Source organism: Sulfurovum sp. (assembly GCF_015493435.1).
GTDB lineage: Bacteria > Campylobacterota > Campylobacteria > Campylobacterales > Sulfurovaceae > Sulfurovum.
Genome location: NZ_WGDD01000035.1, coordinates 1 through 18,329, shown reverse-complemented (window position 1 = coordinate 18,329; position 18,329 = coordinate 1). Strand labels below are relative to the sequence as shown.

Annotated in this window: 14 protein-coding genes and 1 rRNA gene; 1 reads left to right on the top strand and 14 read right to left on the bottom strand. The window is 43.1% G+C overall.

The window, feature by feature from the left end:
- Positions 1-45: 45 nt before the first annotated feature.
- From efp to pheS, 11 genes are all read right to left on the bottom strand, one after another.
- Positions 46-612, bottom strand: a complete 567-nt coding sequence (gene efp, locus F8L24_RS06585) for an elongation factor P (RefSeq protein ID WP_294953454.1) — start codon at positions 610-612, stop codon at positions 46-48.
- Between the two features lie 120 nt (positions 613-732).
- Positions 733-2,457, bottom strand: coding sequence for an efflux RND transporter permease subunit (locus F8L24_RS06580; RefSeq protein ID WP_294953451.1), 1,725 nt, complete (start codon positions 2,455-2,457; stop codon positions 733-735).
- Complete coding sequence (locus tag F8L24_RS06575; RefSeq protein ID WP_294953448.1) at positions 2,457-4,082, bottom strand: efflux RND transporter permease subunit; 1,626 nt, start codon at positions 4,080-4,082, stop codon at positions 2,457-2,459. Before F8L24_RS06575 ends, F8L24_RS06580 begins: the two co-directional genes overlap by 1 nt.
- Positions 4,083-4,087: 5 nt before the next feature.
- Positions 4,088-4,885, bottom strand: coding sequence for an efflux RND transporter periplasmic adaptor subunit (locus tag F8L24_RS06570; RefSeq protein WP_294953446.1), 798 nt, complete (start codon positions 4,883-4,885; stop codon positions 4,088-4,090).
- Positions 4,882-6,273 (bottom strand): TolC family protein, encoded by a 1,392-nt coding sequence (locus F8L24_RS06565; RefSeq protein ID WP_294953443.1) that lies wholly within the window; start codon positions 6,271-6,273, stop codon positions 4,882-4,884. Before F8L24_RS06565 ends, F8L24_RS06570 begins: the two co-directional genes overlap by 4 nt.
- Before the next feature lie 206 nt (positions 6,274-6,479).
- The gene (gene serA, locus F8L24_RS06560) at positions 6,480-8,069 is read right to left on the bottom strand and encodes a phosphoglycerate dehydrogenase (protein WP_294953441.1); all 1,590 of its coding nucleotides are present in this window, start codon (positions 8,067-8,069) and stop codon (positions 6,480-6,482) included.
- Between the two features lie 87 nt (positions 8,070-8,156).
- Positions 8,157-9,809, bottom strand: a complete 1,653-nt coding sequence (locus tag F8L24_RS06555) for a 30S ribosomal protein S1 (RefSeq protein ID WP_294953438.1) — start codon at positions 9,807-9,809, stop codon at positions 8,157-8,159.
- A gap of 178 nt (positions 9,810-9,987) precedes the next feature.
- Entirely contained in the window at positions 9,988-11,271 is a 1,284-nt protein-coding gene (gene aroA, locus F8L24_RS06550) for a 3-phosphoshikimate 1-carboxyvinyltransferase (RefSeq protein ID WP_294953435.1), read from the bottom strand.
- Between the two features lie 9 nt (positions 11,272-11,280).
- Entirely contained in the window at positions 11,281-12,117 is an 837-nt protein-coding gene (locus F8L24_RS06545) for a 4-hydroxy-3-methylbut-2-enyl diphosphate reductase (RefSeq protein ID WP_294953433.1), read from the bottom strand.
- A gap of 2 nt (positions 12,118-12,119) precedes the next feature.
- Positions 12,120-14,453: a phenylalanine--tRNA ligase subunit beta gene (pheT, locus tag F8L24_RS06540; RefSeq protein ID WP_294953430.1), complete on the bottom strand. Its 2,334-nt coding sequence runs from the start codon at positions 14,451-14,453 to the stop codon at positions 12,120-12,122.
- The gene (gene pheS, locus F8L24_RS06535) at positions 14,450-15,442 is read right to left on the bottom strand and encodes a phenylalanine--tRNA ligase subunit alpha (RefSeq protein WP_294953428.1); all 993 of its coding nucleotides are present in this window, start codon (positions 15,440-15,442) and stop codon (positions 14,450-14,452) included. Before pheS ends, pheT begins: the two co-directional genes overlap by 4 nt.
- 162 nt (positions 15,443-15,604) lie before the next feature.
- Between pheS and F8L24_RS06530 the strand changes: the two genes are divergently transcribed.
- Positions 15,605-15,958, top strand: a complete 354-nt coding sequence (locus F8L24_RS06530) for a histidine triad nucleotide-binding protein (RefSeq protein ID WP_294953426.1) — start codon at positions 15,605-15,607, stop codon at positions 15,956-15,958.
- Between the two features lie 31 nt (positions 15,959-15,989).
- Here F8L24_RS06530 and F8L24_RS06525 read toward each other — a convergent pair whose 3' ends face one another.
- The 3 genes from F8L24_RS06525 to rrf all read right to left on the bottom strand — a co-directional run bounded on the left by F8L24_RS06525 (position 15,990) and on the right by rrf (position 18,326).
- Positions 15,990-16,640 carry a hypothetical protein gene (locus F8L24_RS06525; protein ID WP_294953423.1) on the bottom strand — a complete coding sequence of 217 codons (651 nt, stop codon included), beginning with the start codon at positions 16,638-16,640 and terminating at the stop codon, positions 15,990-15,992.
- A gap of 26 nt (positions 16,641-16,666) precedes the next feature.
- Positions 16,667-18,055: an argininosuccinate lyase gene (gene argH / locus F8L24_RS06520; RefSeq protein WP_294953421.1), complete on the bottom strand. Its 1,389-nt coding sequence runs from the start codon at positions 18,053-18,055 to the stop codon at positions 16,667-16,669.
- Positions 18,056-18,210: 155 nt separating this feature from the next.
- Positions 18,211-18,326: ribosomal RNA gene (gene rrf / locus F8L24_RS06515) — 5S ribosomal RNA — on the bottom strand.
- Positions 18,327-18,329: the final 3 nt, after the last annotated feature.

Genomic DNA, 18,329 nt, shown 5'->3' with positions numbered 1-18,329 from the left:
GGTGCGTGTATACGCACTCTGCACGCAGAAGCGTTCACAAAAGTATTACTTGGCTTTCTCCAGGTATTTGCCTTCTACTGTATCTACCTTGATCATTTCACCTTCAAGTACATGAAAAGGTACCTGAACCACTGCACCGCTCTCAAGTGTTGCAGGCTTCTTTCCACCCTGTGAATCGCCTTTGAAGTTCGGAGGTGTCTCTACAATTTTAAGTACCACGGTTTGAGGGATCTCTACCGAAATTGCCTGGCCGTTATGGAAAAGAATATCCGCTTCCATGCCATCTATCATAAAATCAAATGTCTCTTTGCCTACCTGCTCATGCGTCAGGCCGATCTGATCAAAAGTGGTTGTGTCCATAAATTGGAGAAATTCTCCGTCATCGTACAAATACTGCATTGTTTTCTGTTCAAGCTCAGGTACTTCAAATTTATCACCTGCATGTACCGTTTTTTCAATTACTTTTCCTGTTTTGAGGTTTTTGATCTTAATGCGTACAAATGCCGCACCTTTTCCGGGTTTGACATGCTGGAACTCCGTTACTTTATACGGGTTTCCGTCCAGTTCAAGTCTTACGCCTTTTTTAATGTCTCCCATTCCGATGGTTGCCATAGTCTGTCCTTCATAATAAGTTGGGTGATTATAGCAAATAGTTGGTAAAAAGATGATAGTGGGAAAGAGGGAAGATAAAAAGCTTGGGCAGGGACAGCCTAAGCTGTCCCGCCCTGTTCTCTATTTTGTGATAGAGATATCGTTTTTAAGATCACAATGGTCACTCAGGTCGAAATCCATCGCTTTGGCATTATGCATCAGCACCGGAACAAACAGCAGTGAGACGAAGACAGCCGCCACTGTACCGGAGATCAGTGCAACTCCCAGCCCGCCAAATACAGGGTCGGAAGCAAGCAGTGCAGAACCCAGTATGATCGCGACAGCGGTCAGGGCAATCGGCTTGGCTCTTGTCGCTGTTGCCACGGCAATAGCTTCGCGTTTCTCCATACCGTGGCACTCCATCAGTGATTTGGCAAAGTCTATCAGCAATAGGGAATTTCTCGACGAAATCCCCATCAGGGCAATAAAGCCGATCAGAGAGGTAGCAGTAAGGAAGAACGTTTCACTTGTAAAGAAATTGGCCACCCAGTGTCCGACGATCACCCCGATCAGAGAAAGGAATGATCCCAGCAGGATGATACCCGAAATCATAAAACTCTTGTAATAGATCACCAACAGAAGGAAAATAAGCAGCAATGCTGCAATAAATGCACCGCCTAAGTCCCTGAAGGTATCAAGTGTCACTTTCATTTCACCATCCCAGCGCAGCAGAAACTTTTCTCCTGTTTTTTTGTCAGTCAGATAAAGGTCAAACATGTACGTCGTAAATCCTGCCTTTTTGATAGTATAGTCTTTCGAAAAAGCTTTGATCATTTTTTCTCTTGCCGCAAGCAGAGGATAGACTTGGGAAACCATATCCGTCTCCGCTGTGACATTGATCATTCTTGAAAGATCCTTATGCATGATCATCGGACTTGATTTGGCTTTTCTGATCGTAACCACTTCACTGAGCGGCACCATCATACCCTTCATATTCATCAGGTTCAAAGACGAAAGTTTGCTTTGGAGAATACGCTCCGATTTTCCATTGAGAGCTTTACTCTTTTTCTGCAATATCAGGAATATCGGTATCTGGTCAGGTGCATTTTTGGAATTCTTGTGTGCAATGACCATTCCTTCAAAAGCCAGGTAGAGAATATTGTTCACCTGCTCGACACTCAAACCGCTCAAAGCGATTTTTTCTTCATCCGGTATGAGTTCGTACTTGTCATAAATGTCATCCATCATTACATCGATATCTACCAGCCCTTTTGTTTTGGCAAGTATATTGGCTGCCTGAACCGAGATCTTTCTCATTTTATCAATATCGTCACCATGAACTTCAAGTACGATAGATGCCAGTGTAGGAGGCCCCGCTGGCTGTTCTATGAACTGAATTTTGGTACCTTTTACAATAGGAAGACATTTCTTTTTCACAATAGGCCTGAGCCTTTGTGTCATTAAAAAAGAAGGTTCTTTTCGGGTATGCTTATCCGTAAGATTTACGGAAATTTCAGATACGTTTTCAGTATGCTTCATAGAAGCACCCTTCACCAGACCTGCATAATCGAGCGGTATTCCCTGCCCAAGGAACAGTTCAAGGTTCATCACCTGTTTTTCATTTTTGAGTATATCTATCACACACTGGCTGACTGCATTTGTCTGTTCAATGGAAGAGCCTGTCGGTGTTGTGACATAAACCGAATAGGTATTGTCACTTTTCCCCGGAAGCATTTTAGCCAGTACCATTTTGGTAGGGAACATCATCAAAGAGAGAAAAAATGCTATCGCGGTCAATACGATGACCAGTGTTTTTTTCTTTCTGCTGCCAAGGATACCGTAAATGAATTTTTCCAAACCTTTCATTACTTAACCTCCTTGTCTTTTTTATGTTTCGTATGGTGATGTTTGTGCTCAGGTTTTTTCAAGAGCTTCAAACTCAAATACGGGGTAAAAATATATGCCACGAAAAGCGAAGCAACAAGCGCTACGGGTACGTTGTAGGGGATAGGCTTCATGAATGACCCCATCATCCCGCCGACAAATGCCATCGGTACCATCGTCAGAATGATCGCAAGTGTTGCGATGTTCGTCGGTGCACCGATTTCGTCAGTGGCTTCGATCAGCAGTTCATCCATTTCTTTTTTCTCCACATCATGTGCATGCAGATGCCGGTGGATATTTTCGATAACGATAATCGCCGCATCCACCAGAAGCCCCAGTGAAAGCAGGAAGGCAAAAAGTGTAATACGGTTGATCGTCTGCCCGGTAAGCCAGGCAACAAAAAGTGTGATCGCAAGGATCGCCGGTACAGTAAATGTAACGATGATAGATTCTCTCCATCCCAGTGCGAAAACAAGCATCAAGGCAATAATGACAATCGTGATGATCAAGTGGTGCATCAGTTCGTTGACCGCTTCATCCGCACGTTTCCCGTAGTTTCTTGTTACAAGATAGCCGATACCCTCTTTGGCAAATTCCGCATTGTGTTCTTTAAGAAGTTCCAGTACATCATCTGCCACAAAAACGGCATTGGTACCGGCAAGTTTGGCTACGGTAAGTGTTACCTGATGACGTTCTGTACCCAGTTTGCTTTCCTTCATATCCTTTTTAAATCGGATCTTGGCTGTTTTAAAGTTCTGTATATCCACACCTTCCGTTACCGTAGCAACATCTCTGAGATAGATCGGAGATCCCATATACTGCGCTACAATGACAGACCCTACATCTTTCACACTCTCAATAGCATTTTTAACACCGAAAACAACCAGTTCATTTTTTTTCGTACGCCCTTTGACATCCGGCACATCTACTGCAATGGACTGAACCGCTTTCATGATCTGTCCCAGTGAAAGGTGATAGGCAGAAAGTCTGCTCATATCTACCTGGATATTGTACTGCGCCTTGCGCGCACCCACTACCGTTGTTTTGGCGACATTTTTTACTGCATTGATTTTCTGCTGTATCCTGCGCACGATATCGAAAAGCTGAACATCATCAACTTTACTGCCTTTTTTCGGATAAAATGCTACCGTCACAATAGGGATGTCGATGTCGATATCAAAGGGTTTTATCAGCGGCTGCATCACCCCTTTTGGCATCAGATCCATATTTTGCATGACTTTGTCATACAGTTTAAGGTTGGAATCCTCCCGGTTCTCGCCAATGTAGTACATGACATTCACGATCCCGACATTGTTCATTGCCATACCGTAGATATGCTCGATCCCTTTGACTTCCCTGAGTTTACGTTCCAGAGGATTGATAATGATATTTTCAATTTCTCTCGGTGTAGCTCCCGGCATCGGAACGATCACCGCACCGCCTGAAATGGCAATCTGCGGATCTTCTTCTCTCGGCATAATATTGAGGGCAAGGTATCCCATCAGCAAAAGGAAAATACCCAGTATGGGGGTTAAAGGATTGTGTAAAAAACCTTTCGCCAGTTTTCCCGCATAGTCTGTTACCTGATATTCGTTTTTTTCAGCCATCATACTTACCTGATTATGATTTTGGCATACATGCCCGGATAGACCGATTTGCCTTTATGGTCAAACTCTATTTTGATCTTGAACTTGTGGGTCATAGGATTGGAACTTGGGATGATAGACGATATCTTTCCGGTTGTTTTCAAAGCCAGTGAAGGAATTTCAACCTCTACCTTTTTCCCAAGATTGATATAGGGAAGATCTGTTTCAGCTACGGCCGCCAAAATTTTCAAATGGCTGAGATCGGTAAGAATGACTGCCGGCATACCGGGAATCGCCATTTCCCCCTCGTTGAGTTTTTTCGCAACGATCACTCCGGCATTCGGAGCAGTAATGCGCAAATACTTGTACTGGTTGAGGACTTCCTCTTTTTTCGCCAAAGCCTGTTTGACCTGTTCCTTGGATATTTTAACCATATCTCTCAGGTTCTTCGCTGCAAGTTCAAGTGTTTCGAGTTCATACTTGGAAACCATCTTTTTCGCATAAAGACGCTTGTGTCTTGCCAGATTCAACAATACATTGTTGTACTGGTTTTCATTCATCTGCAAGGCCAGTCGTGCCTGTGAAATGGCCAGCTCGACCTGGCGTTCTGCCGATTCGATATCTTTGGAATCGATCTCATACAGCAACTGTCCCTTTTTAACGATATCGCCTTCCGAAACAGCCATCTTTTTCACAAATCCCATATAGCGGCTTGTCATCATCTTTTGGTTGTCCGAAACGACTGACCCGCTCAGGTCAATCTCTACGGCCTGCAGCGTTGTTGTCAGCAATGCCACAGCCATCAGTGTTATTATCTTTTTCATACTTTTCCTCCTGCATTTACAATACTTTCCAGTTCAAATACTTTGGTATTCCTTTTATTGACGACTGTTAAAAGTTTCAAAAGTGATTCAAGCTCCTTGGACTGCTGGATCAGAACATCAGAGATTGAAGCCATGCCTTCTTCATACCGTGTACGATAGTTTGCATACACTCTTTTGGCATATTTCAACTGTTTGCTATAACTTTTGATATCGTCATCGGCACTTAAAATTTCTGTTTTGAGCTTTTTGGCTTTAAGGGCAATACCTTTTCGTGCCAATGCTACCTGGTCCCGGACCTGAAGACGTTTCAGCTTTGCTTTCTCCAGTTTCGCATCATCCTGTCCGCCGTTGAAAATATTCCATTTGGCCTGTACCCCCACCGTATAGGAATCCTTGCCTGTGAAATCGTTAAACAGTGTATTGTCTGCACTTCCATACTCTGCAAAACCACCGATAGTAGGCAAAAAACTTGCCTCTTTTGCCTTAACAGACATTTCTGATATCTGCAAGCCGAGCTTGGCTTTCTGTATGTCAATATTGTTTGATTCCAGTATAGCCTTTGTCACATGCGGCATAGGGGCTTTCGCATGTACTTTTTTGATGGAGCTGACATCTCTGTTCAGGAGAAAAGAGAGAAACTGATAGGCCAATTCCCTGTTGAGTCTCGCCTGGTTGTACATACTGTCAGATTCGGCTTCCCGTGCCTGTACTTCCAAAATATCCGTCTCTTTTGCATAACCTTCTTTTTCCATGTTCAATACAATCGTCTCAAGTTTTTTGATATTGTGTCGGATTTTGGAAAGATTGACGATATATCGTTCTACAAGAGAGATGTCATAAAAGGCTTTTTTTACTTCATAAATCTTTGTATTAATCAGTTTTTGCGTATCGTATTTGCTCATACGGTACATTGACTCCATAATATGTTTATATTCTGTCAGTTTTCCGCCGGTGTAGATAGGCAGCATATAGGAGAGTTTGGTCTGATAATTGTTCCGTGCTGCCGGATAGTTTAAATTTGACGGCGGCTGCGTATACATATCATGACATGCCTGCATATTGCCATTTTGACAGGCTCCGAAATTATTCATAAATTCTTCAGCACCGAAATCTCCGAATGTTGCTTCCCTGCTTTGCAGTTTAAACCCGAACACATTCCCTGCGTCATTGGAACGCATCCCGCTGAGACTGAGGTCAAGCTTACCGTAATTCATCCCTTCGGCCACTTTGACTTCTGTCTGCTTCATTTGCTCATTGAAGCGTGCAATTTTCACTTCAAGGTTGTCATGTTTCACCATTTGAAGGGCATTGTGAAGTGTCAGATTCTTGACACCTGCAACAAGGGGTAAAGAAAGAGACACAAGCAGTATCACTCTGTTTATCATCATAGTTGAACTCCTCAATATAATCGTTTATTATAGCACAAGATGTAGAGATATCCTGTATATTTTTGTAGAATTGGCACGAATTATAACAAGTTTAATTTAAACTAATGAATAAAAAGCATCATTTGCATCAAATAATTTGAATAAGCCGTATAAAAAGAGAGGAAGCGGTAGAAATAAATACAGGCGTTTGCCTGTATTTTTAGTCTTTAGAGTGATGCATAGCTTACACTGATGCATGCATCAAGTGCAGAGAGTGCATCGAGTACATTTTTTGAAACCTGCCCGTCAACACGTACAACGGCAAGTGCCTGCTGCTTGGTATCGCGTCCAAGTCTGAAATCGGAAATATTCAAACCGTTTTCAGCCAAAATTCTGCCTACATCACCAATGACACCCGGAGTATCTGTATTTCTGAAGAAGATCATTTTGCCTTTGGGTTCAACATCAAGAATGTAATCATCAATTTCGATAATACGCTGCACTGTATCGTCAAAAACGGTACCCGCAATAGAAATGGTACTGTCTGCTGTTGTCATTTTTACCGAAACCTTATTGGTAAATCCGCTGGTATTTGGCAAAACTTCATGACTCAGATCAATACCACGTTCTTTGGCTACAAACTCGGCATTGACATAGTTCACCTGATCTGCAATAGACTCGGTAAGCGCCCCTACCGTAGCAAATGTCTGCATAGAAGCCAGATAGTCAGATACCGGCCCTTTTGCCGTTACACGGATTGATTTAACCGCACTTTTAGTCACCTGCGCAGAAAGATGGCCCATCTTTTGGACCAGTTCAAGATACGGTCTGACAAAATCAGGCAGCTCATTCTCCTTGATAGGAAGATTCAGTGCATTGGGATAGGCAATGCCTTTTGCCGCAGCAATTGCATTTTCACACGCTTGAGTCGCAATGTTTTTCTGAGACTCTTTCGTATTGGCTCCAAGGTGCGGTGTTACCGTAATATTGTTCAGGTCAAGCAGCGGATTTTCTGTTGCCGGTTCCTTATTGAACACATCAATACCAGCCATAGCGATCTTGCCTGATTTCAAGCCTTCAAAAAGTGCTTCTTCATTGTAAAGTCCGCCCCGCGCACAGTTAATAAGGATCACACCGTCTTTCATTTTGCTGATCTCTTCTCTGCCTATCATACCGATGGTCTCTTCTGTTTTGGGAGTATGGATCGTAATAATGTCACAGCCAAGAATATCTTCAAAGTTTTTTGTATACCCGATATCAAGATCTGTTGCCTTGCTTGCATCAATATACGGGTCGTAGGCAAGAACTTCCATTTCAAATGCTTTGGCTCTTTTACCCACACGCGAACCGATATTGCCAAAACCGATGATACCGAGTTTCTTGTCTTTCAACTCCGTACCGTACCAGTCCTGTCTTCTCCAGACACGGTCCAGTTTGAGGTTGTTGTGTGCATACGGAAACTGTCTGACACAGGAAAGCATATGTGCCAGGGTCAGTTCAACCGCTGCAATGGTATTGGCAGTCGGTACATTCATCACAACGATTCCCTGCTTGCTTGCACCCTGAATATCCACATTGTCCACACCGACACCGGCACGTACTATCGCGGTGATCTTTTTAGCCGCAGCAAGAAATGCTGCATCTACATCTGTAGAAGAACGCGTAATGGCAACATCTGCAAGAGGAATAATTTCTGATACAAGTTTGTCTTTAGGTTCATCCGCTGCATTGATAAGTTCAATTTCGCTGTCATTTGCAAGAATATCCAAACCGCTTTGGTGAATATGGTCACAAACTACAATTGTTTTTTTTGACATATGAAAACCTTTTATTAGTGGATTTATGGCGAGTACGAAGTACTCTGAAGAAGGTATATGCCGTAAAGACATATACCGTTTTTGGTATTACTTTTTAAATTTATCGCCAAAAGCATCACCAAGGGTCATGCTGTCGTCCTGGTTAAGATTCAGCTGTTCCATCGCTTCTCTTTCTTCCTGACGCTCAAGTCTCTTGACTGAAACTCTGATCCTGTCATTGTTCTCGTCAATGAAAGAGATCACTCCTTTGATTTCCTGTCCCTTTTCGATCTCATCGAATTTAAGCGGATGCAGGTCTTCGGTTCTGATCAAGGCATCGACATTGTCTTCCAGAGCAATAAATACACCGAAGTCTTTTTTGTCTTTGACTGTACCGGCTACGATAGAACCGTTTTTGTGGTTCTGCGCAAATGCTTTGATCGGAGAATCTTCAAGTGCTTTTTTGCTCAAAGAGATCTTGCCGGCATCTTTGTCGATCTTGATGATCTTCACTTCAACTTCATCGCCGACAGCCAATTCGGATTTCGCATTTTTGCTTTTGTCCCATGAAATCTCCTGATTATGCAAAAGACCTTCCACTGCACCAACTTTAACAAATGCACCAAAATCTGTAATCGATGTTACCGTTCCTTTGACAACATCACCGACTCTGTATTGCTGAGTAAAGGCATCCATAGGTTTTGGAAGCAAACTCTTAAGACTTACCCTCAGTCTTCTTCCCTCTTTATCGATCTCTATCACTTCAACATTGATCTCTTCCCCATTTGCAAGGTAGTCCTTAGGGTGTTTGACATTCTTGTCCCAGGAAATTTCAGATACATGAAGGAATGCTTCAAGATCTTCTCCAAGGTCAACAAATACGCCATAAGGTTCAATATTTGAAACTGTTGCAGTGACTGTATCACCTACGCCGATAATAGAATCAATATCTGCCCAGGGATCAGGATTTGCATCTTTGATAGAAAGAGAAAGATGCCTCTTCTTTTTATCATAGTCAAGTGCAATGACATTGACTTCGTCACCTTCAGCAAAATACTTGGAAGGATTCACAGGGCCTTTATGGGATATCTGTGAATAATGCACGAGACCGTCCATTCCGCCTACATCTACGAACATACCGTAAGAAGTGATCTTTTTGATCGTACCGACTACCGGCTCTTTGTTTTCAAGCAGTGCACCAACGATCTCGTCTGTTTTTGCTTTGTCTCTTTCAATCAGCTCTTTTCTTGAAACGACGACAGAACCCTTGTCCTTATCTACTTTGACAATAACAGCCTTGACCTTCTTGCCTATCGGGTCAATCTTGGATGAAAGATAAGAGAGTGTACGAGGCATAAAGAATTCAAGCCCGTCCACTTCAACAACATATCCGCCTTTGTTCTTCTTGGTAACAACACCCTCGATGATATATTCCTGCTCTTCATCGTATTCGGAGATAAACTCGTTCAATGCCACTCTGCTGAGCGCTGCTTTGTAAGAGATTCGGCCTCTTCCCTGATTTACAACGTCAATGGTATCGCCGACATTGAACTTGATGTTGCCTTCTTCATCCCTGATCTCGTCAAGTGCCAGGTTTGCATCTCTTCCGCCACCGATATCCACAACTGCCAAATTGTCTTTCTCATCGATCTTAACGACCGTACCCGTAACCAAATCACTTCTTGATTCTGATTTTTTGAACGATTCCTCAAGCATCGCCTCAAAATCTACATCTTCTATTTCGATATCTTCGAACTTCATACCTATCCTTATGTGTACACAAATTTTGCGATATTATATCTAAATTTTTTATCAGAATGCTTATGAAGGGGAAATTGACAATGTTGGAATATCTATAGCCGTTTTACTGGTTTTTTTTCGATACAAGAGAAAAATAGGTAAGTCGGGGTACCCTGCCCCGACTTACAAAAATGTACATTCAATAATGTGAAATACTCTTCAGAACCTCAAAATAATCAGGAAAGGTCTTAGCCGTACATTCGGGTTCATTGATCGTTACCGAAACAGGATCAAGTGCCAGTAAAGAAAAGCACATTGCCATACGATGATCATCGTAGGTATCGATGGCGGCATGCTTGAGATGTACAGGGGGAGTAACAGTGAGATAATCTTCCCCTTCTTCCACTTCTGCACCAACCTTCCGAAGTTCAGTTGCCATGGCATGGAGCCTGTCTGTTTCTTTGACACGCCAGTTGTAAATATTGCGCAGTGTGGTCGTGCCTTTGGCAAAAAGTGCGGTGGTCGCAATGGTCATCGCCGCATCAGGAATGTGGTTAAAATCCATATCGACCGCATTGAGTTCTCCTCTGCTTACAGCGATAGAATCTTTTCCCCATTCCACTTTGGCACCCATTTTCTCAAGGACCTTGGCAAAGGCAACATCTCCCTGCACAGAATCCTTTCCAATACCTGTTACCTTGACCGTTCCGCCTTTAATAGCCGCAGCTGCCAGGAAATAGGAAGCGGACGAGGCATCCCCCTCTACCATGAAAGTTCTGGGTGCCCTGTATTTTTGTCCACCTTTAATATGAAAACACTCATACTTCTCATTGTTCACTTTCACACCGAACTGTTCCATAATATGCAAGGTAATGTCAATATAGGGTTTGGATACAAGTTCACCCACGATAGTGATCTGCATATCTTCCTGTGCCATCGGTGCCGCCATCAGCAGTGCTGTCAAGAACTGGCTGGAGATTGATCCGTCTATCTTGACCTCTCCGCCTTTGAGCCCGGCAGCTTCAATCTTTAATGGCGGGTATCCTTTATTTTCAAGGTAAGTGATCTGCGCCCCCGCTTCTCTGAGTGCCTCTACCAAGTGACCTATAGGTCTCTCTTTCATGCGCGGTTCACCAGTCAGCACGTAAGTACCGCTTCCCAGAGTCAAAGCCGCACATAAGGGACGCATAGCCGTTCCGGCATTTCCCAAAAAAAGTTCCAGCGGTTCCGGGGTAAAAAAAGGGCCGCCGTTCCCGACTATAGTACATGTTGTCATGTCTTCTGAAAGTGTGTATTCTACTCCCAAAAGTTTAAGTGCATGAAGCATATGACGGGTATCGTCACTTTTAAGCAGGTTGGTAATAGTGGTTGTACCTTCTGCCAGTGCCGCAATCAGCAACGCTCTGTTGGAAAGACTTTTGGAACCAGGAAGGTTGACTTCTCCCTCAATATATTTAACGGATTCAAGGGTAATACTGTTCATCATTTCTGCTTATTTTTTCAGTGATTCGATCTTGTCAATAACATTCTGGACGATCCAGTCGGGAGTCGATGCACCGGCAGAAATACCGCAAAGTTCTTTTCCCTCAAACCATTCCGCTTCAAGTTCTCTTTCATTCTCTATCAGGTAACTGTCGTCACAGTAACTTTTGCAGATAGAATGCAGCTGTTTGGTATTGGAAGAGTGTTTGCCCCCGATCACAATCATAATATCAGCATCTTTTGCCAGTTCGGCAGCAGCATCCTGGTTTTCAAAGGTCGCATTGCAGATGGTGTTGAATACACGTACCTCTTTATGGGTCAGAACCAGGGCATTGACAATTTTGAGAAAGTCTTCAGGCTTTCGGGTCGTCTGCGCCACTACCGCCACTTTTGACAGAATAGGCAGATTCTCAAGCTCATTCTCATGTTTGACAATGAAAGCATTTCGCACATCTTTGGCATAACTGACAACCCCTTTTATCTCAGGGTGATCCTTGTCTCCGAAAATAACGATACTGTAGCCTTTCTCGCTCATTTGAGCGACAATGTTCTGAGGTGTCGTTACATAGGGGCAGGTTGCATCAATGATTTGGTTTTCCTGCGCTCTAAGCTGTGAAAGTTCGTCTTTGGGAATCCCGTGTGTACGAATAACCACGGAATCCTCCGGTGTCACATCATCAAGTTTTTCCGCCAGGCCTATATTGAACCCTTCTTTGAGGCGCTTGATCTCATCTTTATTATGGATAAGCGGACCATAGGTCTTGCTTCCCTGATGCTCCTCTGCAATTTTAATGGCACGTTTTACACCAAAACAAAAACCGTAACTTGATGCAAGCTGTATTTTCATAATTATCTAAGCTCCGCATTGCATTGTGCTTCAACAGCAGACATAATTTTCTGCATAAGAGATTCAATATCGCTGTCTTCAAGCGTTTTTTCCATAGATTGGATCAAAAATCTGACTGTCAGGGATTTTTTGTCCCCCAGTTTTTCATCTTCATAAATATCGACAGGATAATACTCTTTAAGCAGCGGCAGGTCAAGTCCATTCAGTATTTTTGCCACTTCAAAATAGGAAAGCGATTTGTCTATGACTATACTCAGATCCTTGTAAACTCCCTGAAATTTGGAAATATCCGTTGCATTGATATGCTCAGGCAGCAAGACATCCATTGACAACTCTGCCATAAAGGTCACAGGTATTCCATAGGCCTCCTGCACGGTAGGATGCAGTTTGCTCATATACCCGCACACTTTTCCGTTCACAAGAATATCTGCCGACTGGTAGGGGTGGATCAGTGCATTGTCCTGACTGCACGGGAGCAGTTCAAACGTCCCGATGACACCTCCGATTTTTTTGGTAAATGCGGTAAAATCAACCAGTTTTGGTTTACCTGCATTGGCTACATGCTCCCCTTCAATCTGGCCGGAAAAAACAAAAGAGAGCACTTCCGACTGCTCTCTGTTTGGACCAAATACTGCACCGATCTCAAAAAGAGGGATCGATTTTTTACTGTAGCTGACATTCCGCTTGACCGCATTAAGCAGATTGATCAAAATAGTACTTCTCAACGTATCCAATTCTTCTGCGATCGGATTTGCCAGGTCAAGTGCTTTTTCAACGGTTGAAAAACCATATTTTTCCAGTACTGCCCTTTCGGTAAACACATAACTTACATTCTCATAGAAGCCGTTTCCTACAGCTCTGTTCTTAAATGATTTTTTGATTTTATATCGTTCAAATGTGTGGTTCAAGCGTCTTTTCTCTGCAAATACAAACGGCTTTGCTTCAATATTGTTGATCCCGACAATACGTACGACTTCTTCCGTTATATCCTGAATATTTTTCATATCATGCCTGAACAGCGGTACAGTCACTGCCACATGTTCATGATCCATAGAAGTGATCCCGAAACCAAGCTTTTGCAGTATCGTAACGATCCTGTTTAGTTCCACATTCATACCTATGATAGAAGAAACTTCGCTGGCAGACACAATAATCTTTTTTTTCTGACGGTCTACCTGCACATCCAGCGAACCTTCATAGCAGTTGATGTCGCTGTAAATATCCAACAGAGAAGCTAAAAACTGAAGACCGAATACAAGGTCGGGATTGGCCCCTCTCGATGTTTTGTAGTAAAGATCGTCTGTTTTCAATCCATTCGTGGCAACGGCTTCCACCAAAAGGTCCGGATCGATATAGCTCGCTTCAATCAAAAGCTTTTTTGTAGTGTCAACCGCAGCATACGCTTCAGCCTGATCAACACCGACTACACTCAGGATCTTATCATTCACAGTGACTTCAATGATTCCTTTCGCTTTTGCTTTCGGTATTACAATGATCTTTTCATTTTCTTTACACAGGGATGTACAATCATACGCACGTAAAATAACACCGGTAGTATGGATCGCATAAGCAAGCATTTTTGCCAAATTTCCTTCGGCTTCTACTTTGACCATTGCCAAACGAAGCTGCATCAGAAAAGTCGAACCGATCGTATCCATTGTTGCAAGCTTAAAACGCAGATCTGCATCCATTTCACCTTCAGTATGCAGTTCCGCATCCCTGGCAATCCCAAGCTTCATTTTTTCAGCCTGCTTGTATTCGAAAGCTTTCATCTCTATATTGAGTGCCGCACTCAGGTCACGTGCTACACCATAAATACTCAAACAGTCCCCACGGTTGGCTGTCAGTTCAAGTTCTATGACAGTATCAGCAACGACAGCATATTCACCCAGAGGTTTGCCCACTTCAAGTTCACCAATACTTTCATCGAGTATCATAATGCCTTTACCCGTTTCAGGCAGACCAAGCTCCGAAGAAGCACACACCATACCGGCACTCTTCACACCGCGAAGTTCCGCATTTTTGATCTCGAAATTCCCAGGCAGTACAGCACCTATGGTTGCAACAGCCACATACTCTGCATTTACGACATTCGCCGCACCGCAGACGATCTGCTCTATACGGTCCCCCACATCGATCTGACACACATTAAGTTTATCTGCATCAGGATGTTTCTCGCATGATATGATTTTTCCGATGAGCACATTTGGATCGATCTCAATCTGATCAATACTGTCAACTTCAAGCCCGATAGCGTTGAATGTCTCATACAGTCTGTCGTTACTCACCTGTGAAAGGTCTATAAATTCATTTAACCACGATCTTGTTACTATCATCTGAACTGCTCCAACAAACGAATATCTCCCTCAAACAGACTTCTTAAGTCCGGTATCTTGTGCATCAGCATTGCAAACCGCTCCACACCCAGTCCAAAAGCATAGCCGCTCACATCGTCATACTCCACGGATTTAAAGACATTGGGATCAACGATTCCGCATCCGAGTACTTCCAGCCAACCGGTATGGGAACAGACACGGCATCCCTTCCCCTCACAGAAAATACAGCTGATATCCACTTCGGCAGAAGGTTCGGTAAAGGGAAAGAAACTCGGTCTGAAACGTACATCCACATCCCCAAACATATACTGAAGAAAATCTGTCAGAATCGCTTTGAGATTTGCAAAGCTTACTTTGCCTTTTTCATCGACCACAAGCCCTTCCACCTGATGGAACATCGGTGTATGCGTCAAGTCATAGTCACGTCTGAAAACAGAACCCGGTGCGATCATCCTGATAGGAGGTTTGGTTTCAAGCATCGTTCTGATCTGTACCGGAGAAGTATGCGTTCTCAGCAGTCCGCCGTCTTTAAAGTAGAAAGTATCCTGCATATCTCTTGCCGGGTGATACTTCGGAAGGTTCAATGCTTCAAAATTATGAAAATCATCTTCCACCATCGGCCCGTCTTCCACAGAGAAATTCAAGGCAACAAAATAGTCGATGATTTTGTCCATGGTCTCCATTACCGGATGCAGCGCACCTTTTTGTGCCACTGTTCCATACAGTGAAACATCGATCGCTTCGCGCTTGAGCATCTTTTCGATTTCTTCAGCTTTCAATACTTCATAGCGTGCATCAAAAATGTTTTGCAATGCCGCTTTCTGCTCGTTGAGTCCCTGCGCAAATGCCTTTTTTTCCGGACCGGGCACATCTTTCATTTTGGCAAACTGTGCAGCAAGTACCCCTTTTTTTCCAAAGAGTTCAACCCTTACTTTTTCCAATGCTTCAAGCGAATCCGCCTGAATGATCTTCTCTTCTAAATTATCCATAAAACCTCGATCTAACGTGTTAAAATTAACGTGATTTTATCCAAATGTATCTAACAGTGGGATTTATTCTATTTTTAGTGTGCTATAATTGACCGAAATAAACCCGGATCATACGATAAAATGGCTGCATTCGGGATAAACATCAACAAAGAAGGATTATATATGTGTATATTTTGCAAGATAGTAAAAGGTGAAATACCAAACAACACCGTACATGAGAATGACCATTTTCTAGCGTTTCACGACCTCTACCCCAAAGCCCCCATCCATATACTCATCATCCCGAAACAGCATGTTGACTGCTTTCAGGATGTCTCGGCAGAAATGATGGCAGAAATGACTCCGTTCATGCAGGAAGTAGCCGTAAAAGTAGGTATAGACAAAACCGGATACAGACTCATAACCAACAACGGACATGATGGAGGACAAGAGATAAAACATCTTCATTTTCACTTGTTGGGCGGAGGAAAACTCATCTGGAGCCATCAGCACGAGGACCCGCATAAAAGTATTTAAATAGAATATTTTATGTAAAGCCGAAACGGCTTTACTTCCACTTTGTACATTTAAAATCCTGAGGGCGGTATACCCGGCATGCTCTTAGTGTACATATGGCAGAACCACTGCTCTTCATCCTTGCACATTGATTGCATCCGTCATACCATTCCATACAGTTTTCAGGAACAACCATACTGCTCTCTTTATTGGCAATAACCACGGACTGTTTTCCGTTATCAAAAGTCATTGTACCTATCTTCTTTGCAACTTTGTATGCAAGCATATAATATGCCATATCCGCCGTTCGCATGGACGGTGTTACACGCTTAATATGAATCAGGACAGTATTACCCTTTACACGTGGAGCTGATATATCAACGTTTATCGATCCTGAATTTTCATTCATACGGTATAAAAGAAGATTATATTTACTAAAATCTATCTGCGCATTGCGCAGCATGTCCAAAAATGTTTGTTTGTTATTCCATTCAGATTCTTTCTCCACGGCTGAAAGAAACCTGTTCATCTCTTTTTGTGTCGTAATAACCTTTGAGGGTAATGCGCTATAGCCATGTTCACGAAGAGGAATAGAAATACGTTCTATATTCCCCGTTATTGATGCAGCATGATTCACTGTATCGGCCTGGTTGCAGGCAGTAAAGAACATAAGTGCCAATAAAAAAATAATAAAAGATTTCATACATACTGCTTTTTAATGTATTATAGCTATTTTTGTTGACTAAGCCAATCTTTCAGACGCTCTACCTGCTCCAATGTCCTAACCGTAGCTGTACCACCTTCAGACTGACGGGCGTTCATGGAGGCACGATTATCCAGAAGTACTACTACTCCCTCCCCTATCCTCTCATCTATACTCTGTAGATCTTCCAATGAAAGCTCAGAAATATCTACCCCTTTCTTTTCGGCAAGATTTACCACATTTCCGGTAATGTGATAAGCATCACGGAACGGCAGTCCCTGCTCTTTGACAAGATAATCAGCAAGGTCCGTTGCGGAAAGATGTCCAATCATACATGCTCTTTCCATCGCCTCTTTGTTCACTGTCATATAGGCTATCATCTCCTGAAGTACTTGCAGACTAAGTATTGCTGTGCGTACAGAGTCGAAAACACCCTCTTTGTCTTCCTGCATGTCCTTGTTGTAGGCAAGCGGCAAGCCCTTCATTACAGTCAGAAGTGCAACAAGATTTCCGTTGACCCGTCCTGTCTTGCCACGTAGGAGTTCTGGGATGTCAGGATTTTTCTTTTGCGGCATGATAGAGCTGCCTGTTGCATGTCTGTCACTCAGTGTTACCCACTTAAACTCAGCTGCGGACCACAGGATAAGCTCTTCACTCAAACGGCTCATATGCATCATCATAGTAGAAATATTAAAGAGTATTTCCAGGGCAAAATCACGGTCACTCACCGTATCCAGACAGTTAAGTGTCGGCGCAGTAAACCCTAACTTATCAGAAGTGATCCGGCGAGAAATATTATGGGGTGTACCCGCCAAAGCGGCACAACCTATGGGAGAATAGTTATTACGCTTATAAGAGCTCATAAAACGCTCATAGTCGCGTTTGAACATACTTGAATAGGCCATCATATGGTAACCGAAATTGATAGGCTGCGCATGCTGCAGGTGTGTCATACCTGGCAACATTGTCTCGGCATTTTCTTCCGCTACTTTTAGCAGTGTTCTAATGTTTTCGAGCAAGAGTTCAGCTATCACTCTGGTATTGTTCTGCACATAAAGCCTGAAATCGAGCGCCACCTGATCATTACGGCTTCTTGCTGTATGCAGACGCTTGCCTGCATCCCCAACTTTTTCAGTAAGTCTGCCTTCGATCGCCATGTGGATATCTTCATCGTCCCCATCCAGTGTGAACAGACCGGATTCGATCTCTTCAAGTATCTCATTAAGCCCCGACACTATCTGAGCATAGTCCTCTTGTGAGATAATCCCCTGCTCGCTCAGCATATAGGCATGTGCCAATGAACCCGTAATATCCTCTCTATAGAGTACCTTGTCAAAAGGAAGTGAGTTGTTGAGATCCTGAAGAAGTTGGGAACTCTTCTCTGAAATTCTTGCAGAAGCGATTTTTTTAGACATAGCGATATCCTGTAAATAATAAATTAAGGTATTTTAGCGAAAAAGCGTTGAATACAGACAATAAAGTAACAATAAGTGATGATAAAAAGAAAAATGATTAAGAGTAAAAGTTGATTGAATAATTAAGAGTAAAAGGATTGGAGGTTATAAACTCAAAGTGGCAGCGACCTACATTCCCACAGACGTAGCCTGCAGTATTATCGGCGATGGGAGGCTTGACTTCCAGGTTCGGAATGGAGCTGGGTATGACCCTCCCTCTAGCCCCACCACTAAG